The 24813-nt window shown below is 63.9% G+C and carries 21 protein-coding genes and 2 pseudogenes; 12 read left to right on the top strand and 11 right to left on the bottom strand.

Annotated features, from left to right (window positions below):
• The 5 genes and pseudogenes from BM222_RS08120 to BM222_RS08100 all read right to left on the bottom strand — a co-directional run.
• A pseudogene (locus tag BM222_RS08120) lies at positions 1-279 on the bottom strand (IS110 family transposase); the annotation flags it as partial.
• 159 nt (positions 280-438) lie between these two features.
• On the bottom strand, positions 439-894 hold the full coding sequence (locus BM222_RS08115; protein WP_092227730.1) for a phasin: 456 nt from the start codon (positions 892-894) through the stop codon (positions 439-441).
• Positions 895-1108: 214 nt separating this feature from the next.
• Entirely contained in the window at positions 1109-1702 is a 594-nt protein-coding gene (locus BM222_RS08110) for a GNAT family N-acetyltransferase (RefSeq protein ID WP_177243064.1), read from the bottom strand.
• Positions 1699-2781: a PHA/PHB synthase family protein gene (locus BM222_RS08105; RefSeq protein WP_092227728.1), complete on the bottom strand. Its 1083-nt coding sequence runs from the start codon at positions 2779-2781 to the stop codon at positions 1699-1701. Before BM222_RS08105 ends, BM222_RS08110 begins: the two co-directional genes overlap by 4 nt.
• Positions 2778-3158 carry a hypothetical protein gene (locus BM222_RS08100; RefSeq protein WP_092227778.1) on the bottom strand — a complete coding sequence of 127 codons (381 nt, stop codon included), beginning with the start codon at positions 3156-3158 and terminating at the stop codon, positions 2778-2780. Before BM222_RS08100 ends, BM222_RS08105 begins: the two co-directional genes overlap by 4 nt.
• A gap of 171 nt (positions 3159-3329) precedes the next feature.
• Between BM222_RS08100 and BM222_RS08095 the strand changes: the two genes are divergently transcribed.
• Both BM222_RS08095 and BM222_RS08090 read left to right on the top strand, forming a co-directional pair.
• Positions 3330-4247, top strand: a complete 918-nt coding sequence (locus BM222_RS08095) for an alpha/beta fold hydrolase (protein WP_092227727.1) — start codon at positions 3330-3332, stop codon at positions 4245-4247.
• Between the two features lie 121 nt (positions 4248-4368).
• The gene (locus BM222_RS08090) at positions 4369-4833 is read left to right on the top strand and encodes a nuclear transport factor 2 family protein (protein WP_092227726.1); all 465 of its coding nucleotides are present in this window, start codon (positions 4369-4371) and stop codon (positions 4831-4833) included.
• Here BM222_RS08090 and BM222_RS08085 read toward each other — a convergent pair.
• The 6 genes and pseudogenes from BM222_RS08085 to BM222_RS08060 all read right to left on the bottom strand — a co-directional run bounded on the left by BM222_RS08085 (position 4830) and on the right by BM222_RS08060 (position 12544).
• Positions 4830-5504: a polyamine aminopropyltransferase gene (locus tag BM222_RS08085; protein ID WP_092227725.1), complete on the bottom strand. Its 675-nt coding sequence runs from the start codon at positions 5502-5504 to the stop codon at positions 4830-4832. The genes BM222_RS08090 and BM222_RS08085 overlap by 4 nt on opposite strands.
• 30 nt (positions 5505-5534) lie before the next feature.
• Positions 5535-8763: pseudogene (locus tag BM222_RS08080) on the bottom strand (bifunctional cytochrome P450/NADPH--P450 reductase).
• A gap of 107 nt (positions 8764-8870) precedes the next feature.
• Positions 8871-9866 (bottom strand): alpha/beta fold hydrolase, encoded by a 996-nt coding sequence (locus tag BM222_RS08075; protein WP_092227724.1) that lies wholly within the window; start codon positions 9864-9866, stop codon positions 8871-8873.
• A gap of 22 nt (positions 9867-9888) precedes the next feature.
• Complete coding sequence (locus BM222_RS08070) at positions 9889-11439, bottom strand: WS/DGAT/MGAT family O-acyltransferase (RefSeq protein WP_092227723.1); 1551 nt, start codon at positions 11437-11439, stop codon at positions 9889-9891.
• Positions 11440-11486: 47 nt separating this feature from the next.
• Entirely contained in the window at positions 11487-12287 is an 801-nt protein-coding gene (locus BM222_RS08065; RefSeq protein WP_092227722.1) for an alpha/beta hydrolase family protein, read from the bottom strand.
• Positions 12287-12544: a DUF6489 family protein gene (locus BM222_RS08060; RefSeq protein WP_092227721.1), complete on the bottom strand. Its 258-nt coding sequence runs from the start codon at positions 12542-12544 to the stop codon at positions 12287-12289. The genes BM222_RS08065 and BM222_RS08060 overlap by 1 nt, the downstream gene beginning before the upstream one ends.
• Positions 12545-12930: 386 nt before the next feature.
• On the opposite strand from BM222_RS08060, the gene BM222_RS08055 reads away from it, so the two are divergent.
• From BM222_RS08055 to BM222_RS08010, 10 genes are all read left to right on the top strand, one after another.
• Complete coding sequence (locus BM222_RS08055; RefSeq protein WP_092227720.1) at positions 12931-14532, top strand: ABC transporter substrate-binding protein; 1602 nt, start codon at positions 12931-12933, stop codon at positions 14530-14532.
• A gap of 114 nt (positions 14533-14646) precedes the next feature.
• A complete protein-coding gene (locus BM222_RS08050) occupies positions 14647-15627 on the top strand; it encodes an ABC transporter permease (protein WP_092227719.1) in 981 nt (326 codons plus the stop codon).
• A gap of 1 nt (position 15628) precedes the next feature.
• Positions 15629-16591 (top strand): ABC transporter permease, encoded by a 963-nt coding sequence (locus BM222_RS08045; protein WP_092227718.1) that lies wholly within the window; start codon positions 15629-15631, stop codon positions 16589-16591.
• Between the two features lie 13 nt (positions 16592-16604).
• Positions 16605-17591: an ABC transporter ATP-binding protein gene (locus BM222_RS08040; RefSeq protein WP_092227717.1), complete on the top strand. Its 987-nt coding sequence runs from the start codon at positions 16605-16607 to the stop codon at positions 17589-17591.
• On the top strand, positions 17588-18577 hold the full coding sequence (locus BM222_RS08035; RefSeq protein ID WP_092227716.1) for an ABC transporter ATP-binding protein: 990 nt from the start codon (positions 17588-17590) through the stop codon (positions 18575-18577). Before BM222_RS08040 ends, BM222_RS08035 begins: the two co-directional genes overlap by 4 nt.
• A 79-nt stretch (positions 18578-18656) precedes the next feature.
• Positions 18657-20462 (top strand): gamma-glutamyltransferase family protein, encoded by a 1806-nt coding sequence (locus BM222_RS08030; protein WP_092227715.1) that lies wholly within the window; start codon positions 18657-18659, stop codon positions 20460-20462.
• Between the two features lie 9 nt (positions 20463-20471).
• A complete protein-coding gene (locus tag BM222_RS08025; RefSeq protein ID WP_092227714.1) occupies positions 20472-21182 on the top strand; it encodes a DUF1028 domain-containing protein in 711 nt (236 codons plus the stop codon).
• Positions 21179-22168 (top strand): ABC transporter ATP-binding protein, encoded by a 990-nt coding sequence (locus BM222_RS08020; protein WP_092227713.1) that lies wholly within the window; start codon positions 21179-21181, stop codon positions 22166-22168. The genes BM222_RS08025 and BM222_RS08020 overlap by 4 nt, the downstream gene beginning before the upstream one ends.
• Entirely contained in the window at positions 22168-23274 is a 1107-nt protein-coding gene (locus tag BM222_RS08015) for an ABC transporter ATP-binding protein (RefSeq protein WP_177243063.1), read from the top strand. Before BM222_RS08020 ends, BM222_RS08015 begins: the two co-directional genes overlap by 1 nt.
• A 22-nt stretch (positions 23275-23296) precedes the next feature.
• Complete coding sequence (locus tag BM222_RS08010) at positions 23297-24805, top strand: ABC transporter substrate-binding protein (RefSeq protein ID WP_092227711.1); 1509 nt, start codon at positions 23297-23299, stop codon at positions 24803-24805.
• Positions 24806-24813 lie beyond the last annotated feature (8 nt).

The following is a 24813-nucleotide window of genomic DNA, read 5'->3' as shown; positions in this document are numbered from 1 at the left end:
GCGATGCAGCCAGAACCCATCCAGTCCCGCCTCCTGGATGGTGATGATCGCATAACTCTCGCCCGTTCGCGCCTGTGCCTTGCGCTTCAGCTCTGCCAACAGCTTCAAAAGGTCCGCAATGTCGCCGGCTTTCACGCTGTGTCTCGACATCTTCTCGCCCTTGCCCGGCGACAGCGATGTAACCAGCCATGTCGAACGGCTCAGTTCCAATGACACAAAAATTGCGCCAAACTGTGTGCGGATAGCGGCCAGTCCGGCGGAAGGATGATCGAGCAACATCGTCGTCTCCAGGTTGGTGTGTTAGCAACCTCAGTCTGGCCTCAGACCAGGTCGCTATCCACTCCCCATGGAATCTTCGCTCGCAATGACGGCGGCGGCGGAAAACAAAAGGCCCGCCGAAGCGGGCCTCAAATTTCAGTTTGCTCTCGGATCGCCAGATCAGGCGGTCTTGTTGTAGACCTTGGCGAAGTTGTCCTGAGCGGACTTCGCACCGTTGGCAGCGAGCTTGCCGAGATAATCGGCGGTCGCCTTGGCGCGCGAGACGAACACTTCGCCGCGGGAGCGGAGCAGGCTCGACTGGATCTCGACGGCTTCGCTGACCGACTTGGCGGACGCGAGCTTGTCGATGCCCGAGAAGAAGGCCTCGGCGTCTTCGTAGATCGCCTGCTGGATGTTGCGGCTGATCTTGCCGGCTTCAGTGACGGACTCGGTCACCGCGTTCTCGACGGCGGCGGTCACGCGCTCGGAGCCAGCGAACACTTCAGCGGCACGGTCCTTGGCGGTGTTGGCGGTCTTCTTGACGAATTCGCGGGCAGCCTCGGGAACTTCCAGATTCTGGATGTTCTTGAAAGCGTCTTTGAAGCCGTCGAAAGCGGTGTTGGTCTCGGTGGTCATGGGGTTCTCTCCATCCTCAGGGTTGAGCTATGGGCTCACCCCGTCCTCAATGGCCCGGGGCACAACTTATATGGCACAGTTGATTGTGCGGCGCAATATTCATGCTGCATCGCGATATCACGAAATCGTGATAGCCTTAATTGGAGGCAATCAGCTGACGTCCTGGCCCCGCCGCCTTCTGTGCATGGGGTTGATTTCCAGGTTTCGATCGGTCCTAACGCTGGACCGCGTCTGGCAGCCCATAGGCCTCCATCTGGGCCTGGACCTGCGCGATGTTGTGGCCGAGCACGACGATGTCGTGGGTCTTGCCGCCGACATCCCGAACATGGTCCCGCAACAGGGCCTCGGCCTTGAAGCCGAGGCTCTCGAACAGCGCGATCGCCGCCTGCTGGTCGACCGTCATCTGGACCGAAAGCTTCTCCAGCCCCGCCCGGAGGGCGAGCGCAAAGGTTTCCTGCGACAGCGCCTTCCCCACCCCCTTCCCGCGCACGTCCTCCGAGACCACCATGCGGATCTCGCCGACATGGGGCGACCACGAGTGAGGATCGCGCACCAAGGTGCCGCAGCCGACCACCCTGCCATCTTTCACCGCAAGCAGACTCTGAATCGCGCCGCGCTCGATCTCCTTGACCCAGGCGGACAGCACCTTCGGCTCGCTGATGTTGCGCGGCAGGAACAGCAGATCATGGGTCGGCAGGCCCTTGCCGAAGGCGAGCACCGCAGTTTCGTCCACAGGCGACATCAGGCGGATCTCGATGTCGCCCGCGTCGGTTCTGACGTGGCGTGGATAGGAACGCTGCTCACTCATGTCGATCTTGCCCCCAGCCAGGAATCCAGTTTCGGCCACAGCCGCTTCACCGCGTTGGCGCCTGCGACCAGCGAGACGTGACCGCCTTTCAGCATCACCTCTTCCTTGTCCGCCGAGCCGATCTTCGCGATCAGATGCTTTGCCGCGTCATAGGGCACGATGTGATCGTGCTCGGCGACCGCATGCAGGATCGGCACCTTGATGTTCTCGAGCTTCGCCGTACGGCCACCGACCGACATGGTGTCGTTGTAGAGCTTGTTGTCCCACATCAGGTCCTTGGTGATGGTGCGGAAATACTCGCCCGCCAGCGGCAGCGTGTCGGTGGCCCAGCGGTCGAACATCCGGTACGACTTCACGTACTCGTCGTTCCAGATGTTTTCCCAGAGCTGGATCTGGCTGACCGTGCGCGACGCCGGACGCAGCATCTCGAACGAGGACAGGATCATCTCCGGCGGCACGTTGCCGACGCTGTCGACGAGGCGGTCGACGTCGAAATAGCGGCGGTCGGAGAAATTCGAGAACAGCTTCATCTCGCGGAAGTCGATCGGCGTGGTGAAGCAGATCAAATTCTTCATCGGCCCCTCCGGGAAGATCGAGCCGTAGAGCAGCGAGAGCACCCCGCCAAAGCAATAGCCGATGAGGGAGATATCCTGCTCGCCGGAATCGGCCTGCACGCGGCGGACGCAATCCGGGATGAAGTCGAGGACGTAGTCCTCCATGCGCAGCCTCTTCTCCTCCGGCCGCGGTGCGCTCCAGTCCAGCATGTAGACGTCGTAGCCGCGCTTCAAGAGGAACTCGATGAAGCTCTGGCCGGGCACGAGATCGAGAATGTAGCCGCGATTGGTGGTCGCCATCACGACCAGCACGGGCACCCGGTAGATCTCGTCCGTCATTGGCCGGTAGTGATAGAGGCTCATCGTGCCGCGCGAATGCAGCACGTCCTTTGGCGTCGATCCGAGCGTCGGACCGGAGGTCGAGAAATATTCGACGCCCTTGATGCTGCGCTGGATGGCGCGCTGCACCTCGGCCTGGATGCGCTCCGGGATTGCCGCGAGATCAACTCCCGTCGGCGCGTTCATTTGGACCCTCCGCTTTCGGATGGCGGGCGCTTCGTACGCGGCGGCCGCGGTGCGGCATCGACCGGTGATCCGCCTGACGCCTCCGACATCTGGTTCAGCATCGACCTGATCTCACCGAGCTGCCCCTCGATCGACTGAAGCCGCTCGGCGATGCCGGTCATTTGCTCGCGGCTCGGCAGATTCAGCGAGAGTAGATACTTCTCCATGAGATCGCCGAACTGCTTCTGCGCGCCTGCAGCGGCACCGCCGGCCCGATTCATGGCCTGCGAGAATTCGGGCGTCTCCATCGCCTTGGTGGCGAACGAGTTGAACCCCTTCTCCATCTCGCCGACCATCTTCTGCCACAAGGCGACAGGGTCGGTGATCTTGTCGGTCATCGGCATCCTCCAGGTCACGAGGGCTTCTTGCGCCCCTCTTTTGTCGCCATACCACACCGTTGCGACGGGCCGGTCAACGGCTAAGCGACAGGTCGATGTCGCACGCGTGGCTTCTTTGCGACGGCAAACCATGCAATACAATTCCCACCTGGAAGCCAAGGGAGCACGCCGGTGAACGCCTCCGCCCATCAGCCACAGACTGTCCGCGCCAACGGCATCGACATCTGCTATGAGATTTTCGGCAACGACAACGCCGAGCCGCTGCTGCTGATCATGGGGCTCGGGGCGCAGATGATCCACTGGGACGATGGGTTCTGCGAGCAGCTTGCAAAGCACGGCTTTCGCGTGATCCGTTTCGACAACCGCGATATCGGCAAGTCGAGCCATCTCACAGGCGGCAGGCGGCTGACGCCCCTCGAGCTGCTGAAGCTGCGCTTCCTCAGGATTCCCGTCGCCGCGCCCTACAAGCTGATCGACATGGCCAGGGACACGGTCGGCCTGATGGATGCGCTCGGCATCAGGTCGGCGCATCTGGTCGGGGCCTCCATGGGCGGCATGATCGCGCAGGAAGTGACGCTGTCATTTCCCGAGCGCGTGCGCTCGCTGACCTCGATCATGTCGACCACGGGCAATCCCCGCGTGCCGCCGCCGACGCGCGAGGCTGCCGCCATGCTGATGGCGCCGCCGCCGCGCAGCAAGGAGGAGTTCATCACACGCTTCGGCCAAACCTGGAACATCTTGCGCGGCGGCTCCTTCCCGGAGGAAGAAGCGCTTGATCCTGATCGTGCCGAACGCGTCTTCGCCCGTGGGCTCAATCCGGCCGGCGTCGGCCGACAGCTCCGCGCCGTGCTCGCCTCCGGCAGCCGCAAGGAAAGGCTGAAGCACGTGAAGACGCCGACATTGGTCATTCACGGCACTGTCGATCCGCTGGTGCGTCCCGAAGGCGGCAAGGACACAGCGGAGTCGATTCCGGGCGCAAAGCTGCTGATGATCGAGGGCATGGGCCACGCGCTGCCGATGCGGTTCTGGCCCGAGATCATCGGCGCCATCGACAAACACGCGCATGGAGCGGCTGCAAAGGCCGCCTAGATCGACGCAGCCGGTCTCCTCACGGTGACCATGTGAACTGCCGGTTACTCTCTTAACGCGAGCCGACGCGGGAGCTATAGAGGCTTCCCCAATTACGACGCTGCGGCCTCTCGGAGTTCACATGCATCTCATCGCTCGGTCGGCCGCAATGGCCGCCGTTTCAGTCCTCACGCTTTCCCTCGCCGGCGGCGCCGCTTTTGCGGGTAGCGCGCAACAGGAAGCCAACCGCAAGGCCGTGCTGGCCTTCTACGAGAAGGGTCTCAATCAGAAGGATGTGGACGCCGCGCTCGCCTATGTCGGCGACCGTTACGTCCAGCACAACCCGAACGCCGCCGACGGACCGGAGGGCTTCCGAAAGTTCATCGGCTTCCTGCGCGAAAAGTTTCCGGACTCGCACAGCGAGATCAAACGTTCGTTCGTGGATGGCGACTACGTGATCCTGCATGTCAACGCGGTTCGCGAGCCCGGCACCAAGGGCAATGCGATCGTCGACATCTTCAAGCTCGAGAACGGCAAGATCGTCGAGCATTGGGATGTCGTCCAGACAATCCCGGAGAATCCGGCGAACAACAATACGATGTTCTAGCTTTTCTTCCCGATCCAGATGACGTGGCGCGCGCCGCCGCCCCTGCCGGTGGCGCGCACATTGACCTCGTTGACGCCGAAGCCGGCACGGCCGAGACGCCTGGTGAAGGCGGGATTGGGTCCCGAGGACCAGACGGCGAGCACGCCGCCCCGCCGTAGCGCCACCCTCGCGGCCGTCAACCCGCTCGCACTGTAGAGCGCGTCATTGCCCTTCCGGGTCAACCCTTCCGGCCCATTATCGACGTCAAGCAGAATGGCGTCGAACGCCGAACTCTTCGCCCGGATGATTTCGCCAACGTCGATCTCCCGGATGCTCACCCTGGCATCATCGAGACTGTCGCCGAAGACCTCCGCCATCGGACCTCGCGCCCAGGCGACCACCGCGGGCACGAGCTCGGACACTACGATCTTCGCCTTGCTTCCAAGCACGGCGAGCGCCGCACGCAGCGTAAAGCCCATGCCGAGGCCGCCGATGAGGACGACGGGCTTCGCGACTGTCTCGATCTGCTTCGCCGCGAGTGTCGCGAGTGCAGCTTCGGAGCCTGACAGGCGGTTGTTCATCAGCTCGTTGGTGCCGAGCTTGATCGAAAACTCCTTGCCGCGCCGCATCAGGCGGAGCTCTTCGTCAGAGCCGGGGATTTTGGCGGTGTCGATCTTTTCCCAGGGAATCATGGGAGTGCTTTAGCACGATCGGAAGAACAGTCACCCTCCCGCCCAGACGTCCAGCACATAGCGGTTGTGCGCCCCCATCTCCTCGATCCAGCGCGTGGCTGCGGCCGCATCGCTGCCGTTCTTCTCGCGATGGATCGCAACCAGCGCCGCCTTCACATCGGGCTCCATCTTGCCGCCATCGCCGCAGACATAGATGATCGCGCCCTGCTCGATCAGCAGCCAGACCTTGTCCTTCTGCGCCGCGAGGACGTGCTGGACATAGGTCTTCGGCCCATCCGCGCGGGAGAACGCGGTGAAGAGCTCGGTGATGCCGCTTGCGGCGAGCGCCTTCAATTCGTCCGCGTAGAGAAAATCCTGGTCGGGATGGCGGCAGCCGAAGAACAGCATGGCCGGCCCAAGGCTGGCGCCCTTCGCCTTGCGCGCGGCGCGCTCCTGGAGGAAGCCGCGGAACGGCGCAAGTCCCGTGCCCGGGCCGATCATGATGATCGGTACTGATAAGTCGTCGGGCAGCCGGAAACCGGCCTTCGTCTCGCGCACCGTGGCGTACACCGTATCGCCGGTGCGCCGGTTGGCGATGTAATTCGAGCAGATGCCTTTATAGACGCCGCGCCCCGAAGCGGCTGGTCCCTCGACCACGCCAACCGTAACGCTGCAACGTGCCGGGTCGACCGACGGCGAAGACGATATCGAATAGTAACGCGGCGCCAGCAGCGAGAGCATTTCCAGATAGACGTGGAACGGCAATTCGCAGGCCGGATATTCGAGCAGCAAGTCGAACACCGATTTGCGCTTGCCCAGGATCTCACTACGGTACCGTTCGAGCATTTCAGGCTCTTCGCCGACGAACGCTACTAGCTTCGGCTTGGTGACCGGGCAGCGGGTGTGCTCAGCCATGATCTGGATCTGCTTCCGCGTCGCCACCTGCTGCAGCTCGACGAACTCGCTGAGCAGTCGGCCGACCGACACGGCTTCGCCGACCGGCAATTGCGCACGGCGGCCCTCGGCGACCTGAAGCTTGATCTGATCGGCCGGCAGGAAGCCGAAGCGGCGGGCGACGGAGTCCACCAGTGTCGGATCGTTGCGCGGGACGACGCTCAAGTGATCACCGACGCGGTAGCTGACATTAACCGGCAGCTGAACCTCGATATGGCGTGTGGACCGCTCCGATGGATTGGGGCCTGACTTGTTCTGAAGCTCGTCATTGACCAGCACCTTCATCGCGACAGCGCCGCCCTGGGCCACGATGGTATTGACGGCAGTGACCGCGACAGGCTCGATCGCGTAGAGCGGATCGTCTTCGGCAGTGCGGGTGAAGTTCCAGTCGATGCCGAATTCCTTGGTCGCGACCTGGGCCGCCGCCGGGAACCACTTCTGGAACTGGCCGTCGAGATCGCTGCGCGCATCGCCCTCTCCGCGCGGATAGACTGCGCGGGCGCCATGCTTGGAGAGTTGCTCGTCGATGAAGCGCGGCACCGATTGATAGGTCGCGGCCCAGTCACTGTTGCCGCAGCCGAACACGGCATAGCGCACATTGACAAAGGCATCTTGCGGCAGATCTTCCCCGAGCCACTTGACGAATTCCGTCGCATTGTCGGGAGGCGCGCCATTGTAGGAGGCGCAGATGATCAACACGCCGCCCTGCTGCGGCAGCTTGCCGACGAAATCGTCGAGCGGTCCGAGATGCACGGCAAAGCCGTTGATCTCGGCAAGATCGGCCATGCGCGTCGCGAGTTCCTCGGCCGTGCCCAGATTGGAGCCGTAAAGGACGAGCATCGGCGTGTTATGGCCGGGACGCGTGGTCGGCCGACGCGGCGCCCGCGGCGCAACAGCCGCGGCCGCGACGGGCCCGCCATAGGCGCCCCGCTCGCGATCCGCCCGCGGTCGCACCTTGATCTTGAAGCCTTCCGGCTTCATCGTCAACGTTTCCTTCAGGTGCAAATGATAGCGCTGATGGTCGATCAGCTTGAAGCGCTGGAGGATCATGCCGAGTGCAAGCGCCGCTGGCGAAACCGCGGCCGATGCAGGCGCGCTGGCCGTTGCCGAATGGCTTCCACGCGTTGATCGGCCGCTTGGCCTCCGCTTCCTTGCTGAAGTTCTCGGGATCGAAAGCATCCGGATTGGGTCCCCAGACGGTGGGGTCGCGATGCAGCGCGGTTACCAGGATCGTGGTGAACGTGCCCTTCCTGAGCCTGTACTTGCCGCCACCGATAGTCTCGTCGTTCAACGGCGAGATGCCGTAGGCCGGCGCCGGTGGCCATAGCCGCAGCGCCTCTTTCAGGATCTGCGTGATATAGGTGAGCTCGGTCACCTGCTGGTAGGTCGGCTTCGCACCGACGTCGGGGCCGAAGACGCGATCGACCTCGTCATAGGCCTTTTTGAGAATGTCCGGGTGCTTCAGCAACGCATAGAGCGTGTAGGATAAGAGGCCGCTGGTGGTCTCGTGGCCCGCGATCAGGAACGTGTTGATCTGGTAGCGGATGTTGACATCGTCCAGCTGCTCGCCGGTCGAGCGGTCGACCCCGGTCATCATCGCGGCCAGCATGTCCTTCTTGTCATCGATGGCTTCGGCGCTCTTGCGGCGCTCGGCGATGATCTCGTCGACCATCTTGTTCATGAAGTTGACGTCCTCGCCCAGCGTCTTCCGCCGCTTCTGCATCCAGAGCTGCTCGAATGGCAGGCCGCGCGTCATCATGATGGTTTCGAGCGAACGCACCAGTGACTCGACGAAGGGGTGGTAGTCGCGCCGGTAGAACGAATTGAAGCGGTAGTCGAAGCCGCAGAGGCCGATCGTGTCCAGCGTCAGCGCGGTCATGTCGTGAACGACGTCGATCTCGTCGTCGGCGTTCAGCCGCTCCCATTTGTGGACGAGCTGCTCGGCGATATCGACCATGCTCGGATGGTAGGACTGCATGGCGCGGTTGCCGAACGGCTGCAGCAGGATGTTATGCGCCTTGCTCCAGTTCGGCTCCTTGGTGTCCGCCGTGAACAGGCCATCGCCGCCGACCGCACGCACACGCCGCAGCGCCCCGCGCACCGTCTTGTCGAAGCGCTTTTCGTCGGAGAGCTCGTCGACGAGATCGTGGCCGGACACGACCACGATCGGTGAGCCCATCATGTCGAGCCAGAAGATCGGCCCGAGTTCCTTGGCCAGCCGCGTCAGATGCTGGACAGGCGCGGCCGAATCCAGCGACAGCATGTTTCCGATCACCGGCTTGGTCGGCGGCTGCGGAATCGGGTCCAGACGGTTCTTGGATGACATTAAAAGTGCTTCCCCCTGCCTCGGTCTTCAACGTCGTCATTGCGAGCGAAGCGAAGCAGGGACACTTTCCTGGATTGCTTCGTGGCTTCGCTCCTCAGAATGACGAGCTAGCCAAACCGCCTTCTACGCCATTCGATCAAGATGGCGCTGACTTCTTCCGGCTTCTCCTGCTGCGTCCAATGGCCGCTGTCCTTCACCAGGTATTTTTCGAGGTCCGCCACCAGTCCCTCCATGCCGTCGGCCGCGGACGGCGGCAGCACCGCGTCGTTCTCGGCCATGATCATCAGCGACGGCACGGTGATGTGGTGGTCGAGCCCTTGCGAGCGCTCCCAGTTGCGGGTGAAATTGCGGTACCAATTGATGCCGCCGGTGAAGCCGGTTTCCGTGAACGTGTCGACGAACACCTGCTTCTCCTCCGCCGTCAGGATCGGCGTCCGCGGATCGACCTTGGCATCGTAGGCCGCGATCATCTGGGGAAACGCCAGATTGGTCTTTGACGAGGCGCCAACGCCTGCGATCGGCGGCTCACCTGATTTCTCCGCCGGACGTGGCAGCGGCTTGCGCATGAAGGCATCAAAGGTCTGCTCGACACGGCTGCCGAAAATCCTGTCCGGTTCGCGCGCGGGGTCCTGGAATTGGACGATATACATCTGGTCGCCGTAGCGCTCGCGGAACAGTGCGATCGGATCCATCGGCGCACGGTCCCAATGCGGCGTGTTGACACCGACGACACCGGCAACGCGGTTGGGGTGCCGCAGCGGCATTTGCCAGACGACGAAGCCACCCCAATCGTGGCCAACGAAGATTGCCTTGTCGATGTTGAAATGATCCAGCAGCCCGACCAGGTCGCCGGTCAGGTGCTCCATGTCATAAGCCTCGACCGGCTCGGGCCGCTCGGTCGCGCCATAGCCGCGCTGGTCCGGCGCGATCACGCGGATGCCGGCCTCGCTCAGCGCCTTGATCTGGTGGCGCCAGGAGAAGGCGAGCTCCGGCCAGCCATGGCACAGCACCACCGGCGGCTTGTCGGTGACAGGACCCGCCTCGTAATAGCCCATGCGGATTCCGTTCGTCTGCGCGAACCTCAGCGGGGGCATTTCAATCATTGCGAACTTCCTGACAAGCGACTTATTCGGCTGCGCCCTTGATGTCGGCCGCAGGCGGCGCGTAGGCCGCTTCGAGCGCGGCAAACTCCTCCGGCAGCATGTCGCACATCACCTGTACATGCGGAATGATGTTGGCGCCGACGATGAAGCCGAAATCGAGCTGGTCGCGGTAGCTCTGCACGGTGATGTTGAGCGCCTGTCCGTGCGTCGAGATCGAGACCGGGAAAATGTGCAGCAGTTCGGCGCCCGCGGCATAGAGCGTCTGCCGCGGCCCCGGCACGTTGGACACCGTGATGTTGGCCGCCGGCGGCAGCACGTCCGACAGGTCCGAGCGGCTGTAGAGCAGTGCCAGGATCTGGACGATGATCGGCGCGCCCAGCATCGAGATGTTGGAGACCTGCGGCATCAAGGCCCGCAGCGGATGCGACATCTCCTTGGACTTGGTCGACTGCGCGATGATGGCCTCGAGCCGCGCCTTGGGATCCTCGATATTGGTCGCGATCGAACAGATCATGCCGAACACCTGGTTGTTGGCTTCGGTGTTGCCCTCCTCGCGCAGGGAGATCGGCACTGCAGCGGTCAGCGACTTCGCCGGCAGCGTGCCATATTGCAGGAGATAGCGCCGGACCACGCCGGAGGCGAGCGCCAGCACGACGTCATTGAGCTTGCCGCCCGCCGCCTTGGCCAGCGCCTTGGATCGCGACAGCGAGATCGACACGCCGGCAAAGCTGCGCTCCGACGAAATCGTCTTGTTGAGCATGGTGGGGGGCGACACCATGCTGGCGAGGCTCTCGCGCGACTTCGGGTCGGAGATCTTGCCGAGCACGTCGGAGACGCTCTTGACCACGGTTGGGATGCTGCCGGCGAAGCGCACCGCGCTTTCGATCTGATACATCGCGTTGTCGAACAGGATCGAACCGATGTCGCTCTTGCCGGTGCGCGGCAGTTGCAGGTTCTGGGCGGCCTTGCCGGCATCGAGTGGCTGGTTGAACAGCTGCGTATAGGAATCGAGCAGATTGGCGGCGATGTCGCGCGGCTCCTGCCCCGGCTTCGATCCGCCGGTCGGCGGCTCGACCTTCCGCGGAATCGGCGAGATGTCGTAGATCATGTTGGTCAGGGCCGCACCGGCGCCACCATCGATGGCGGCATGATGCATCTTGGAATAGAGCCCGACTTCATTGTCCTTCATGCCCTCGAACACGTAGAATTCCCAGAGCGGGCGGGCGCGGTTCAGGAGCTTGGCATGCATCCAGCCGACGATGCGCTCGAGCGTGGCGCGGTCACGCGGCGCCGGCAGGCTGGCGCGGAAGATGTGACGGTCGATGTCGAACTGGTCGTCCTCGACCCAGGTCGGATGATCGATATCCAGCGGCGCCTTCTCAAGGCGCGCTTTCAGGATCGGCGCGATGTGCAGCCGCGAGACGATCATCGCCTTGAAGTCTTCGAAGAAGTCGCCCTTGTAATCGTCAGGCAGACGAAAGATCGCCATGCTACCGACATGCATCGGCATCTCAGGCGTTTCCAGATAGAGAAACGACGCATCCAGCGACGAAAGCTTCTTACCGTCAGCCATAGTTCCCTCCGCTTGTGTGTGACGGGCGCCTTTGCCGGCGCTTCTCGTCAGGCCGATACTGCCCGCTCAGGCGGGGCATATGCAATGGCAAACGGCCCCGCCCGGTCGAATGGCCAGAACTCTCCCTCCGGTTGAGCCAGGCGATCTGCAACGGCCCACAACGCAGCCGGGTTCACCCCGAGCCCGACATGGCTCGCCAAATGCACCTCGATGTTCTCGGCCCGATCCGACTCGCGCAGGAGGCAGGTGCGCCAATTCACGACGCCGTCCGTGCGCGAATAGATCGAGGTCGCCGGCACCTTGAGATCGCCGGCAATCGCGGCGCGCGCTTCTGCAAAATCCTCGACCCGCTCGCCTGACAATGCCTCGTAGAGCGCGGTCGCGTTGGTCGCCCGCACGTCATTGGCGAAGGGGCTGCCAAGCGTGATCACGGAGCGGACCATGTCCGGCGCCTGAAGCGCGAGGTCACGGGCATAGACGCCGCCGAGACTCCATCCGACCAGGCTGACTTTCCTTCCACTGGTGGCGTGGATTTCGACAAGGCGGGTGCGAAGGGCTTGCCGCATTCGCGCCAATCCGCCCAGATTGCGGCCCATCCGCCAGGCCTGCGCCTCATAGCCGAGCTCTCCGAGATAGCGCCGCATCGGCGCCATCGAAAGATCGCTGGCAAGAAAGCCCGGCAGCGCCAGCACCGGATGGCCGTCGCCCCTCGGCGCGCGCATCAGCAGCGGCGACAGCAGGAGGCTGGCGTTGAATTCAAACAGCCCTCGGGCCTCGGCTAGCAACAGGCCAAGGCTCGGCGGACGAAGCCGGCCCGGCGACGGCGGCCCGTCCGGCTCGGATGTCATTACTTCTTCTTGTCGCCGCTGCGCGGGCTGCCGAGACCGGCCATCGTGACGAACATGTCCTGAAACCGCTCCGCGAGCTTGGGATCAAAGGTAAACCAGCTCTGGATCAGCGATTCCGGAGAGACCTTGTCGATGTTGCTCAGGACCTGCTGCTGCAGCTTGTCCATGACCGCCGTCTGCATCGGCGATACATCAGGCAATCCGAAGAACTGGCGGGCCTCGAGGGGAGTGCAGTCGATTTCGATATTTACTTTCATGTCCCCTCCGGATCAGATTCGAGTGGCCTCGCTCAGTATCGCCGCGACATGGTGTGCGACGCAAGCGACCTGAGACGCGGGGCTGGGCGCCGGCTTCCGTAAATCAGGGGATATGGTCAATCAAATCGCTCCGCCCCGATCGCGCGCCGCCGGGCCGCCGCCGCGGTATTCCCGCCCCATTTTCGAGACATCGCGGTCGAAATTCGAATGTCGCCCGCGCGCCTCTCGCCCCAAAATGCCTGTCAGCATTGCTGCACAGCGGTGCAACTTGGCGCGTTCCTTGCTGGAATGGCGCTTGCACGGGTCGAGAACTCTGGGCAACATGGGTCGATCAGCCCCGCCGAACAATCAAAAATGACGGCGCGGGTGAGTGGAGAGGGTCAAGAATGTCAGTCGGACGAAGTCTTTTTGCGGCGACGCTCGCCGGTGTGTTTGCGTTCGCCGTTTCGCCGGCGTGGAGCCAGACGCTGCGCTACGCCAACCAGGGTGAGCTGAAGTCGCTCGACCCCTACACACTCAACGAGTCGACCACCAGCGCGCATCTGGGCCACGTCTATGAGGGTCTGGTCGCTCGCGGCAAAGACCTGAAGATCATCCCGGCGCTGGCCGAAAGCTGGGAGACGCCGGAGCCGACGCGTTGGCGCTTTCACCTGCGCAAGGGCGTCAAATTCCACAACGGTGACCCCTTCACCGCCGATGACGTGGTGTTCTCGGCCGAGCGCGTCCGAGCAAAAGGCTCGAACTTCCAGAGCCGCGTTCCCGCCGATGCCAAGGTCATCAAGGTCGACGATTACACCGTCGATTTCGTCCTGACCTCGCCCAACCCCATCCTGACGGCGCTGTGGGCGACCTGGTACATCATGGACAAGAAATGGGCAGAGGCGAACGATGCGGTGGCACCGACGCCCGCAGCCGCGACGACCCCGAGCTATGCCTCGCTGCATGAAAACGGCACCGGCCCCTTCACGATCGAGAGCCATCAGCCGGGCGTGAAGACCGTCTTCAAGGCCAACCCGAACTGGTGGGGCAAGCCGGAGCATAATCTGAAGGAGATCGTCTTTACGCCGATCGCAAACCCCGCCACGCGCGTTGCGGCGCTGTTGTCCGGCGAGGTCGACGTGATCGAGCCGGTTCCGGTCCAGGACATCGAGCGCGTCAAAGCAAGCCCCAACGCCACCGTGCTGACGGGGCCTGAACTGCGCACCATCTTCGTTGGCATGGACCAGGCGCGCGACGAACTGCTGTACTCCAACGTCAAGGGCAAGAACCCATTCAAGGACGTTCGCGTTCGCGAAGCCGTCTACCGTGCGATCGACGTCGACCTGATCAAGAATCGCGTCATGCGCGGGTTGTCCACGCCGTCCGCATTGATGGTCGCACCCGAGATCTTCGCGATGTCGAAGGACTTCACGCGACCGAAGCTCGATCCCGACGCCGCCAAGAAGCTTCTGGCGGACGCCGGCTATGCCGACGGCTTCGAGGTGACGATGGACTGCCCGAACGACCGCTACGTCAATGACGCCGCGATCTGCCAGGCCATCGTCGGCATGCTCGCACGCATCAACATCAAGGTGGATCTGCTGGCGCAGCCCAAGGCCCAGTATTTCGCCAAGGTGCTGAAGCCCGGCGGCTACAAGACCTCGCTGTACATGCTGGGCTGGACTCCGGATACGCTCGACTCCCAGAATGTGCTGCACGACATCATGGGCTGCCGCGACGACCCCAAGGATCCCAACCGCGGCGAAGCCAATCTCGGCGGCTATTGCAACAAGCAGTTCGACGAGCTCGCCGACAAGGTGCTCGTGGAATCCGATCCGACCAAGCGCGATCTCTTGATCAAGCAGGCCTTCGAGCTCTCCATGAAGGACTGGGCCTACATCCCGCTGCACCAGCAGGCCCTCGCCTGGGGCGTGTCGAAGAAAGTGAAGCTGACCCAGCGTGCGGACAACATGGTCATGCTGTACTGGGCGACCAAACAGGACGAGTAGGTGTCGACATCTTGTGAAGTCCCGGAAGCCATCGCTTCAAGATCTGGCTTCCGGGACTTGCTGTTTCGGGCTAACGCAATGATGCGTGCTGCTGAAGACATGTGAAAGGAACAGATGCTCGCTTTCACACTGCGCCGAGCCGTCCAGGCCATCGGCGTCATGATCGCCGTCGGGATCATCTCGTTCTCGATGTTTCGTTTTGCCGGCGATCCCGTGAACCAGATGGTCGGGATGGATACGTCGGGCGCCGAACGCGCCGCGATCCGTCAATCGCTCGGCCTCGACGATCCCGTAATCGTGCAGTTCGGCCGATATATCGGCAACGCCGCGCAATTCAAGTTCGGCGTGTCCTACCAATTTCGCCTCCCGGTCACCAACCTGCTGATGGAGCGGATGCCGGCGACGCTCGAGCTGGCCATCGTTGCCAGCATCTTCGCCATGATCAGCGGCATCCTGATGGGGGTCTATTCGGCGCTTCGCCGCGACAGTTGGCTCGCACACGTCTTCCAGGCCGTCTCCCTGATCGGCATCTCTCTGCCGACCTTCCTGATCGGCGTTCTCATGATCTACCTGTTTTCGGTGACGCTGGGCTGGCTGCCCTCGTTCGGTCGCGGCGACGTCGTGCATATCGGCTGGTGGGCGACGGGGCTCTTGACGTTGTCCGGCTTGAAAGCGCTGATCATGCCTGCGATCACGCTTGGCCTGTTCCAGATGACGCTGATCATGCGGCTGGTGCGCGCCGAGATGCTGGAAGTGCTTCGGACCGACTACATCCGCTTCGCCCGCGCGCGCGGTCTGACCACGCGGGCGATCCATTTCGGCCATGCGCTGCGCAACACGCTGGTTCCCGTGATCACCGTGGCCGGTCTGCAATTTGGCTCGGTCATTGCTTTCGCGATCATCACCGAGACCGTGTTCCAGTGGCCGGGCATGGGGCTGCTGTTCGTGCAGGCCGTTCAGAACGTCGATATCCCGATCATGGCCGCCTATTTGATGATGGTGTCCCTGATCTTCGTCACCATCAATCTCGTGGTTGATATCCTCTACACCATCGTCGATCCGCGGCTGCGCTCGACGGTCAGCCGGGCACACTGACATGAGCGAAGCCGTCGTTCCCCATCCGACCGAGAAGCGCCCTGCGGCGGCGCCCGGCTGGTTCAGGCGCGCGCTCGACAGCGACCTGTTCTATTCGTTCCGCCGCTCTAAGATCACCATGATCGCGGCGGGTGTGACGCTGCTGTTCTTCCTGGTCGCGATCTTCGCCTCGGTGCTGTCGGTGCAAAATCCGTTCGACCCGGCACAGCTCCAGCTGATGAATTCGCGCATCTCGCCGCTCTGGACCGCCGACGGCCAAAGCCCGTTCCTGCTCGGCACCGACGAGCAGGGCCGCGACGTGCTGTCTGCGATCCTCTACGGACTGCGTATCTCGCTGCTCGTCGGCGTACTCGGCGTGGTCCTGTCCGGCGCGATCGGCATCCTGCTTGGGCTGACGGCGGGCTATTTCGGCGGCGCCGTCGATGGGCTGATCATGCGCATCGCCGACGTACAGCTTTCGTTTCCGGCTATCCTGATCGCGCTGTTGATCAATGGCATCGCCAAATCGGTCTTGGGCAACAAGCTCGACGAGACGAGCATGTTGGCGGTCCTGGTCTTCGCGATCGGGCTGAGCTTTTGGGTGCAATACGCGCGCACGGTGCGTGGCTCGGTCCTGGTCGAGAAGAACAAGGATTATGTCGCAGCCGCGCAGTTGATCGGGCTGCCCGCCCCCGTGATCATGCTGCGCCACGTGCTGCCGAACACCACGGGGCCGATCCTCGTGATCGCCACCATCAACCTCGCGCTGGCCATCATCACCGAGGCGACGCTGTCGTTCCTCGGCTCGGGCATGCCCGAGACCATGCCGTCGCTCGGCACGCTGATCCGCATCGGCAACGGCTATCTGTTTGCCGGCGAATGGTGGATCGTCGCCTTCCCTGGATTCGCACTCGCGGCGCTTATCCTGTCGATCAACCTGCTCGGCGACTGGCTGCGCGACGCACTCAACCCCAAGCTCCGATGAGTCTACAGCATTCATGACCGAACCCGTTCTCTCCGTTCGTAATCTCCAGGTCGAGTTCGCCTCCCGCCGCGGCACGTTGCGCGCCATCGACGGCGTCTCCTTCGATATCGCCAAGGGTGAGGTGCTCGGCGTGGTTGGAGAGTCCGGCGCCGGCAAATCCGTCACGGGGCTTTCGGTGATCGGCCTGATCGATCCGCCCGGCCGCATCGCCGGTGGCGAGATTCGCCTCGCTGGCCTGCGCATCGACAATCTGCCACCGGAGGAGATGCGCCGCGTGCGCGGAAAACGCATCGGCATGATCTTCCAGGATCCGCTGACCTCGCTCAATCCGCTGTACAAGGTCGGCGACCAGGTCGTGGAGACGATCCGGACCCATCTCAATCTGTCCGAGACGGCCGCCCGCCGCCGTGCCATCGACCTTCTCGCGGAAGTCGGAATCCCCGCACCGGAAAAACGCATCGACGGCTATCCCCACGAATTCTCCGGCGGCATGCGCCAGCGCGTGGTGATTGCGCTCGCGATCTGCGCCGAGCCGGAGCTGATCATTGCGGACGAGCCCACCACCGCGCTCGACGTCTCCGTGCAGGCGCAGATCATCTCGCTGATCAAGCGGCTCGGGCGCGACCACGGCACCGCCGTGATGCTGGTGACCCACGACATGGGCGTGATCGCCGAGACCTCCGACCGCGTCGCGGTGATGTACGCCGGCCGCGTCGCCGAGATTGGCCCCGTGCAGGATGTCGTGAGGAATCCGCTGCACCCCTATGCCAAGGGTCTGATGGGCGCGATCCCGACGCTGGCCGGTGAAGACAAGCGCCTGGTGCAGATTCCAGGCTCGATGCCGCGCCTGTCGGCGATCCCGCGTGGCTGCGCGTTCAATCCGCGCTGCGCTTCCGCCTTCGATCGTTGCCGGGTGGAACGGCCCGAGCCGCTGTCGCGCGGCACACAATCGGTGGCCTGCCATCTCTATGATGCGGCGCCGGCGGAGACTGCGGCATGAGCACGCCTTTCGTCCAGGCCACAAATCTGCGCCGTGTCTTCGACGTCTCGAAGCCATGGCTCAACCGCGTGCTGGAAGGCGGCCATCTCGAATATCTCAAGGCGGTCGACCAAGTGACCTTCGACATCAAGAAGGGTGAAACCTTTGCACTGGTCGGCGAGTCCGGCTCGGGCAAAACCACCGTGGCGCGCATGGTCGTCGGGCTGCTGCCACCAAGCTCCGGCGACGTGCTGATCGACGGCGTCTCGATGACCGATCCGCGGCAAGGCCAGGCGCGCCGAAAGCTGCGCCGCCGCATCCAGATGATCTTCCAGGATCCCTATGCCAGCCTGAACCCGCGCTTCCGGGTCGGTGCCATCATCGCGGAGCCGATCCGCGCCTTCGACCTGATCGAGGGTGAGCGCGACGTCCAGGCGCGCGTCGGCGAGCTTCTGACTCTCGTCGGCCTGCATCCCGACGACCGGTTGAAATTCCCGCACGAGTTCTCGGGCGGCCAGCGCCAGCGCATCGCGATCGCGCGCGCTCTTGCCTCCGACGCCGAATTCATCGTCTGCGACGAACCGACTTCGGCGCTCGACGTCTCCGTGCAGGCGCAGATCCTGAACCTGATGCGCGATCTCCAGGACAAGTTCGGCCTGACCTATTTGTTCATCAGCCACAACCTCGCCGTGGTCCGCCACGTGGCGAGCCGGGTGGGTGTGATGTATCTCGGCCGCATCGTCGAGATCGCGGAAGGGCGCGAGCTGTTCACCCGTCCGCGCATGCCGTACACCAAGATGCTGCTCGGCGCCGTGCCTGATCTCGCCATGAGCGGCCGCCAACGCATTCCGGTGAAGGGCGAGATCCCCAACCCGATCAATCCGCCGCCTGGCTGCGCCTTCAACCCGCGCTGTCCGCTGGCGTTCGATCTCTGCCGCAAGGAGACTCCGGAATTGATCGACGGCGTCGCCTGCCATGCGGTGAACACCGCGCCGGTCCCGGCATAACGCGCCCGTGCCATGCGGCGCACGCATTGGCGGCACGGCATGGCCTGTGATCAATTGCGCGCCGCAAATGAGGTAGCCCATGGCCAGCAACGTCAATCCGGATCCCTTCACGACGCGGCCCGAGATCGAGGGCACGTTCGGCGTCGTTGCCACGACCCACTGGATCGCGACCGCCATAGGCATGTCCATCCTGGAAAGGGGCGGCAACGCGTTCGACGCCGGGGTCGCCACCGCTTTCACGCTTCAGGTGGTCGAGCCGCATCTGAATGGCCCCGGCGGAGATGTGCCTGTTATCGTGCATGACGTCAGGCGCGGCTGCACCGAGGTGATCTGCGGCCAGGGCCCGGCGCCGGCCCGCGCCACCATTGCCCATTACAAGGGCGAAGGCCTCGACATGGTGCCCGGCACCGGCCTGCTTGCGGCCTGCGTCCCTGGCACTTTCGAATCCTGGATGATGCTGCTGCGGGACTACGGCACGATGCGTGTGCGCGACGTGCTGGAGCCAGCGATCTCCTACGCACGCGACGGCTATCCGCTGGTCGAGCGGGCTTGCGCCACGATCCAGACCGTCGAGCAATTGTTCCGCAAGCACTGGCCGACCTCGGCCGCGGTCTACCTGCCGAACGGCGAGGTCCCGAAGCCCGGCACGATCTTCACCAACAAGACGCTGGCTGCGACCTACACCCGCATTCTCAACGAAGCCGAGAGCGGCGGCGGTGGCCGCGAGACCGAGATCGAGCGCGCGCGGAAATCATGGTCGCAGGGTTTTGTCGCGGAAGCCATCGACAAATTCTGCCGGACGCAGGAGGTGATGGACGTCAGCGGCTCGCCGCATCGCGGCGTGCTCTCGGCCGACGACATGGCGCGCTGGCAGCCAACGATCGAGGCGCCCCTCACCTACGATTATGGCCGTTACACCGTCTGCAAGGCCGGCGTCTGGAGCCAGGGGCCGGTGACGCTGCAGCAGCTCGCACTGCTCAAGGGATTCGCGCTCGACGGGCTCGATCCGACCGGGCCGGAGTTCATCCATCTGCAGATCGAATGCGCCAAGCTTGCCTTCGCCGACCGCGAAAAATTCTACGGAGATCCGAAGTTCTCCGACATTCCGATAGAGACACTACTATCGGATGCCTACAACGACCAGCGCCGCAAACTCGTCACCGACAAGGCCTCGCTCGATTTCGTCCCCGGCACCGTCGAAGGCTTCGGCGGCGTGGTCAAGCTGCGCCGCGCCGAGGGCCAGCGCGAAGCGGTCGGCGCGCTCGGCGCCGGCGAGCCGACCGTCGGACGCTTCGGCGAGGTGCGCGGTGACACCGTGCATTTCGATATCATCGACAAGGCCGGCAACATGGTGTCCTCGACACCTTCGGGCGGTTGGCTGCAATCCTCGCCAATCATTCCCGAGCTCGGCTTCTGCCTCGGCAGCCGTGCGCAGATGTTCTGGCTCGAGGAAGACCATCCTGGCTCGCTCGCGCCGGGCAAGCGGCCACGCACCACGCTCTCGCCGACCATGGCATTGCGTGACGGCGAGCCGTATCTCGCCTGGGGTTCGCCCGGCGGCGACCAGCAGGATCAATGGATCACGCAGTTCTTCCTGCGCCATGTCCATTGCAACCTCAATCTCCAGGAGGCGATCGACGCGCCGGCCTGGCACTCCGAGCACTTCCCGATCTCGTTCTGGCCGCGCACCGCACGTCCTGGCGTGCTCGTGGTCGAGAACCGCGTACCGAAGGCGACAGTCGAGAACCTTCGCGAGCGCGGGCATATCGTCGAGGTCGGCCCCGACTGGTCGGAAGGCCGCCTCACAGCGGCCTCGCGTGTCGGCGTGCGCCGCCGCGCCGCGGCCAATCCGCGGGGCATGCAGGGTTACGCCGCAGGACGCTGAAGGCAACACATGACCTGGTCGATCATCGCGCGAGACCCTGCCACCGGCCAGTTCGGCATCGCCGTTGCGACCCGCTTCTTCGCCGTCGGCGCGCGCGTGCCCTATGTCGCGGCGGGCTTCGGCGCGATCGCGACCCAGGCCTTCGTCAATCCCTATTATGGCATCGACGGCGTCAAGTTGCTGCGCGAGGGCCTGAACGCTCACGATGTCCTCGCCACGCTGCTCGCGACCGATGACGGCCGCGAAAGCCGGCAGATCCACATCATGGATGCGAGCGGCGCGATCGCCGCGCATACCGGGCGCGACTGCGTCGATTGGTGCGGGCACATCCAAGGCAGCGGTTTTTCGATCGCCGGCAATATGCTCGCGGGCCCCGATGTCCCAGCCGAAACAGCGAAGACTTATATCGCCAATGACAGCCTGCCTTTTCCGCGCCGGCTGCTGGCGGCGATGCGCGCGGGCGAAGCTGCCGGCGGCGACAAGCGCGGCAAGCAGTCCGCGGCGCTGCTGATCCATGGCGAGGAGGAATGGCCGGCGCTGGACATCCGCGCCGACGACCATCCCGACCCGCTCGGCGAACTCGAGCGCCTCGAACGCGTCAGTCACGAGCTCTGGGTTCACTTCCGCTCGTCCATGCCGACGCGGCAGAACCCGGCCGGCAATACCGATCGCAGCGTCATCGACGCCAGCATCAAAGCGGCGCAGGCAAGGCAAGCATGAGCGCGAGCCCCCTCATTGAGATCAGCGATCTGCGCATTCGCTTCCACGGCGACGACGGCCGCATCACCCATGCGGTCGACAGCCTCGATCTCAGCGTCGCCAACGGTGCGACGCTCGGCCTTGTCGGCGAATCCGGCTGCGGCAAGAGCGTGACCTCGCTGGCAATCATGGGCCTGCTGCCGAAGCAGAGCGCCGAGATATCGGGCGCGATCCGCTTCGACGGCCTCGACCTGCTGAAGACACCGGACCAGACGCTGCGCGACTTGCGCGGCAACCGGCTCGCGATGATCTTTCAGGAGCCGATGACCTCGCTCAACCCGAGTTTTACGATCGGCGACCAGATCATCGAGACGATCTTGCGCCACCGTGGCGGCGCGCGAAAGAGTGCGCGCGAGCGGGCAATCGAGCTGCTGCGGCGGGTCCATATCCCCTCGCCCGAACGGCGCATCGACGAATATCCCCACGTGCTCTCGGGCGGGATGCGCCAGCGCGTGATGATCGCAATGGCGCTGGCCTGCGACCCGCAACTGCTGATCGCGGATGAGCCAACCACCGCGCTCGACGTCACGCTGCAGGCTCAGATCCTGGAGCTGATGCGCGAGTTGAAGGCGGCGAGCGGCGCCGCCATCATCCTGATCACGCACGATCTCGGCGTCGTCGCCGAAGTCTGCGACGAGGTCGCGGTGATGTATGCCGGCGAGATCGTCGAGCGCGCGCCTGTCGACGAATTGTTCTCGGCGCCGCAGCATCCCTACACCGTCGGCCTGCTCGGCTCGATCCCGCGGCTCGACCATCGCGCCGAGCAACTGGCGACCATTGAAGGCATGGTGCCGAACATGGCGCAACCGCCCGCCGGCTGCCGCTTCGCCGCGCGCTGTCCCTTCGTGCTGGAGGCCTGCACCAAGACGCCGCCGCCACTGATGGCCGTCAGCCCCAGCCACGTCTCGCGCTGCATCCGCGCGCCGCTTGAATTGCTGGTGACCTGATGGCACTGCTTGAGGTCGAAGGGCTGGTCAAGCACTTCGTCGCCGGGCGCTCGTTGTTCGGCCGGGCGCGGGCGCATGTCAAAGCCGTCGATGGGGTGTCGTTCTCGCTCGAAGCCGGCAAGACGCTTGCCTTGGTCGGCGAGTCCGGTTGCGGCAAATCGACCGTGAGCCGCCTGGTGTTGCGGTTGATCGAGCCGGATGCAGGCAGCCTGCGGTTCGACGGCCGCGACCTGCTCTCGCTCGGCGCCGATGCGCTCCGAAAATTCCGCCGCGAGGCCCAGATCATCTTCCAGGATCCCTACGCCTCGCTCAATCCACGCATGACCGTCGCCCAGGTCCTGACCGAACCGCTCGCGCTCCACGATCTCGTCCCACCGGCACAGCGGCGCGAGCGCGTCGCGGAGCTATTGCGGCTGGTCGGGCTGGAGCCGCGGCTGGCGCGGCGCTATCCGCACGAGTTCTCCGGCGGCCAGCGCCAGCGTATCGCCATCGCGCGCGCGCTGGCAGTCGAGCCGAAACTGATCATCTGCGACGAGCCGGTCTCGGCGCTCGACGTCTCGATCCGTTCGCAGATATTGAATCTGCTGCGCGAACTACAGGACCGGCTGGGCCTCGCCTACATCTTCGTCTCGCACGACCTCGCAGTGGTCAAGCACATCGCCGACCGCGTCGCGGTGATGAATCTCGGCCGTATCGTCGAAGAGGCCGAGGCGGACGAGTTGTTCGCCGGGCCGCGCCATCCCTACAGCCGCGCCCTGTTGTCCGCGATCCCCCTGCCGCAACCTCGCGCCAAGCGCGCGAGGGCCGTGCTGCAAGGCGAGATCCCGAGCGCGCTCAATCCGCCGGCGGGCTGTCGTTTCCATACCCGCTGCCCGTTCGTGATCGAGCGTTGCCGCACCGAGGTGCCGGAATTGGCGGTCGACGGCGCAGGCCACGCCACCGCCTGCCATCGCGTCAATGAGCTGCCCCCAGCCGAGGCCATCCTGCCGGCTGCGGCCGGATTTACGCCGACGCTGGCGAAATTAGTCGCGGCCTTCAGCCGAAAGACGGAAGGCGCGGCCCCCTCAGGTGTTGGTATACAGAGTGCAAGGCCTACGACAACGTAGCCGGAGCAATGGGGACTGTCTGATGAAGAAGTTTCGCCTGGCCGCAGCGGCGGCCGCGTTCCTCCTGTCGCTTGGTGCCGTCCAGGCCCAGACCACGCTGCGCATCGGCCTTGCTGAAGACCCTGATATCCTCGATCCCACCATGGCGCGCACCTATGTCGGCCGCATCGTGTTCGCCGCCTTTTGCGACAAGCTGTTCGACATCGACGAGAAGCTCAACATCGTGCCGCAACTCGCGCTGTCGAGCGAAACGGTCGACGACGGCAAGGGTCTCGTCATCAAGCTCCGGCCCGGCGTGAAATTCCACGACGGGGAGCCGTTCGATGCGGAAGCGGCCAAGTTCTCGCTGGAGCGCCACCTGACCTTCCCCGGCTCGTTCCGCAAGCCGGAGCTTGCCTCGGTCGACCACATCGACGTCGTCGATCCCCTCACCATCAAGCTGGTGTTGAAGTCGCCATTCTCGCCGCTGCTCGCCCAGCTCACCGACCGCGCCGGCATGATGGTGTCGCCGAAGGCGGCGAAGGCAGCCGGTGATAAGTTCGGTCTTCACCCTGTCTGCGCCGGCCCCTACAAATTCGTCGAACGCGTGCAGCAGGACCGCATCGTATTCGAAAAGTTCGCCGACTACTGGAACAAGGACAACGTCTTCATCGACAAGGTCGTGTTCCAGCCCATCGTCGACGCCACCGTGCGGCTGGCGAACCTGAAATCCGGCGGCCTCGATCTGATCGAGCGCGTGCTCGCCACCGACCTCAAGGAGGTCCGCGCGGATTCACGTCTGAAGGTCGCGACCGCGATCGAACTCGGCTATCAAGGCGTCACGCTCAATATCGGCAAGGACAAAGCCAAGGGACCGCTCAGCCAGTCCGCAAAGGTTCGGCAGGCGCTCGACCTTGCCATCGACCGTGAAGCAATCAACCAGGTCGCGTTCAACGGCGAGTTCCAGGTCGGCAATCAATGGGTCAATCCCGATCATCCCTACTATCAAAAGGCCTTTCCGGTCCGCGCCCGGAACGTGGACAAGGCCAAGGCGCTGCTGAAGGAGGCCGGCGTGACGCCGCCGGTCAGCGTCGATTTCCTGGTGCCGAAAGGCGCGGAAAACGAGACACCCGCGCAGGTGATCCAGTCAATGGCCGCAGAAGCCGGGTTCGACATGAAGATCCGTGTCACCGAGTTTGCGACCGGGCTCAAGCAGGCCGAAGCCGGCGATTATCAGGCCTTCTGGCTCGCCTGGAGCGGCCGCATCGATCCCGACGGCAACACCTTCATCTTCCTGCATAGCGGCGCACCACAGAACTACAGCGACTGGAATAATCAACAGGCCGACAAGGCACTGGAAAACGCGCGTCTCGTCACCGACTCCGCCAAGCGCAAAGCCACCTATGAAACGCTCGCAAAGCTGGTCCAGGACGAGGAGCCGATCCTCTACCTCTACCACCGCCGCATCATCATCGCGCACACCACCAAACTCGAAGGCTACAAGCAGATGCCTGACGGTCTCGTGCGCGTCGTCGGCCTCAAGCTGAAATGACGCGGCGG

Origin of the sequence: Bradyrhizobium sp. Gha (assembly GCF_900113735.1) — a bacterium.
Taxonomy (GTDB): domain Bacteria; phylum Pseudomonadota; class Alphaproteobacteria; order Rhizobiales; family Xanthobacteraceae; genus Bradyrhizobium.
The sequence above is the reverse complement of the archived record's forward strand: the minus strand, read 5'-3'. Positions and strand labels throughout refer to the sequence as shown.

Bases quoted from the DNA above. Each gene is read 5' to 3' on its own strand.
- BM222_RS08115 (WP_092227730.1), bottom strand. From the start codon at position 894: ATGACCACCGAGACCAACACCGCTTTCGACGGCTTCAAAGACGCTTTC.
- BM222_RS08110 (WP_177243064.1), bottom strand. From the start codon at position 1,702: ATGAGTGAGCAGCGTTCCTATCCACGCCACGTCAGAACCGACGCGGGC.
- BM222_RS08105 (WP_092227728.1), bottom strand. From the start codon at position 2,781: ATGAACGCGCCGACGGGAGTTGATCTCGCGGCAATCCCGGAGCGCATC.
- BM222_RS08100 (WP_092227778.1), bottom strand. From the start codon at position 3,158: ATGACCGACAAGATCACCGACCCTGTCGCCTTGTGGCAGAAGATGGTC.
- BM222_RS08090 (WP_092227726.1), top strand. From the start codon at position 4,369: ATGCATCTCATCGCTCGGTCGGCCGCAATGGCCGCCGTTTCAGTCCTC.
- BM222_RS08085 (WP_092227725.1), bottom strand. From the start codon at position 5,504: ATGATTCCCTGGGAAAAGATCGACACCGCCAAAATCCCCGGCTCTGAC.
- BM222_RS08075 (WP_092227724.1), bottom strand. From the start codon at position 9,866: ATGATTGAAATGCCCCCGCTGAGGTTCGCGCAGACGAACGGAATCCGC.
- BM222_RS08070 (WP_092227723.1), bottom strand. From the start codon at position 11,439: ATGGCTGACGGTAAGAAGCTTTCGTCGCTGGATGCGTCGTTTCTCTAT.
- BM222_RS08065 (WP_092227722.1), bottom strand. From the start codon at position 12,287: ATGACATCCGAGCCGGACGGGCCGCCGTCGCCGGGCCGGCTTCGTCCG.
- BM222_RS08060 (WP_092227721.1), bottom strand. From the start codon at position 12,544: ATGAAAGTAAATATCGAAATCGACTGCACTCCCCTCGAGGCCCGCCAG.
- BM222_RS08055 (WP_092227720.1), top strand. From the start codon at position 12,931: ATGTCAGTCGGACGAAGTCTTTTTGCGGCGACGCTCGCCGGTGTGTTT.
- BM222_RS08050 (WP_092227719.1), top strand. From the start codon at position 14,647: ATGCTCGCTTTCACACTGCGCCGAGCCGTCCAGGCCATCGGCGTCATG.
- BM222_RS08045 (WP_092227718.1), top strand. From the start codon at position 15,629: ATGAGCGAAGCCGTCGTTCCCCATCCGACCGAGAAGCGCCCTGCGGCG.
- BM222_RS08040 (WP_092227717.1), top strand. From the start codon at position 16,605: ATGACCGAACCCGTTCTCTCCGTTCGTAATCTCCAGGTCGAGTTCGCC.
- BM222_RS08035 (WP_092227716.1), top strand. From the start codon at position 17,588: ATGAGCACGCCTTTCGTCCAGGCCACAAATCTGCGCCGTGTCTTCGAC.
- BM222_RS08030 (WP_092227715.1), top strand. From the start codon at position 18,657: ATGGCCAGCAACGTCAATCCGGATCCCTTCACGACGCGGCCCGAGATC.
- BM222_RS08025 (WP_092227714.1), top strand. From the start codon at position 20,472: ATGACCTGGTCGATCATCGCGCGAGACCCTGCCACCGGCCAGTTCGGC.
- BM222_RS08020 (WP_092227713.1), top strand. From the start codon at position 21,179: ATGAGCGCGAGCCCCCTCATTGAGATCAGCGATCTGCGCATTCGCTTC.
- BM222_RS08015 (WP_177243063.1), top strand. From the start codon at position 22,168: ATGGCACTGCTTGAGGTCGAAGGGCTGGTCAAGCACTTCGTCGCCGGG.
- BM222_RS08010 (WP_092227711.1), top strand. From the start codon at position 23,297: ATGAAGAAGTTTCGCCTGGCCGCAGCGGCGGCCGCGTTCCTCCTGTCG.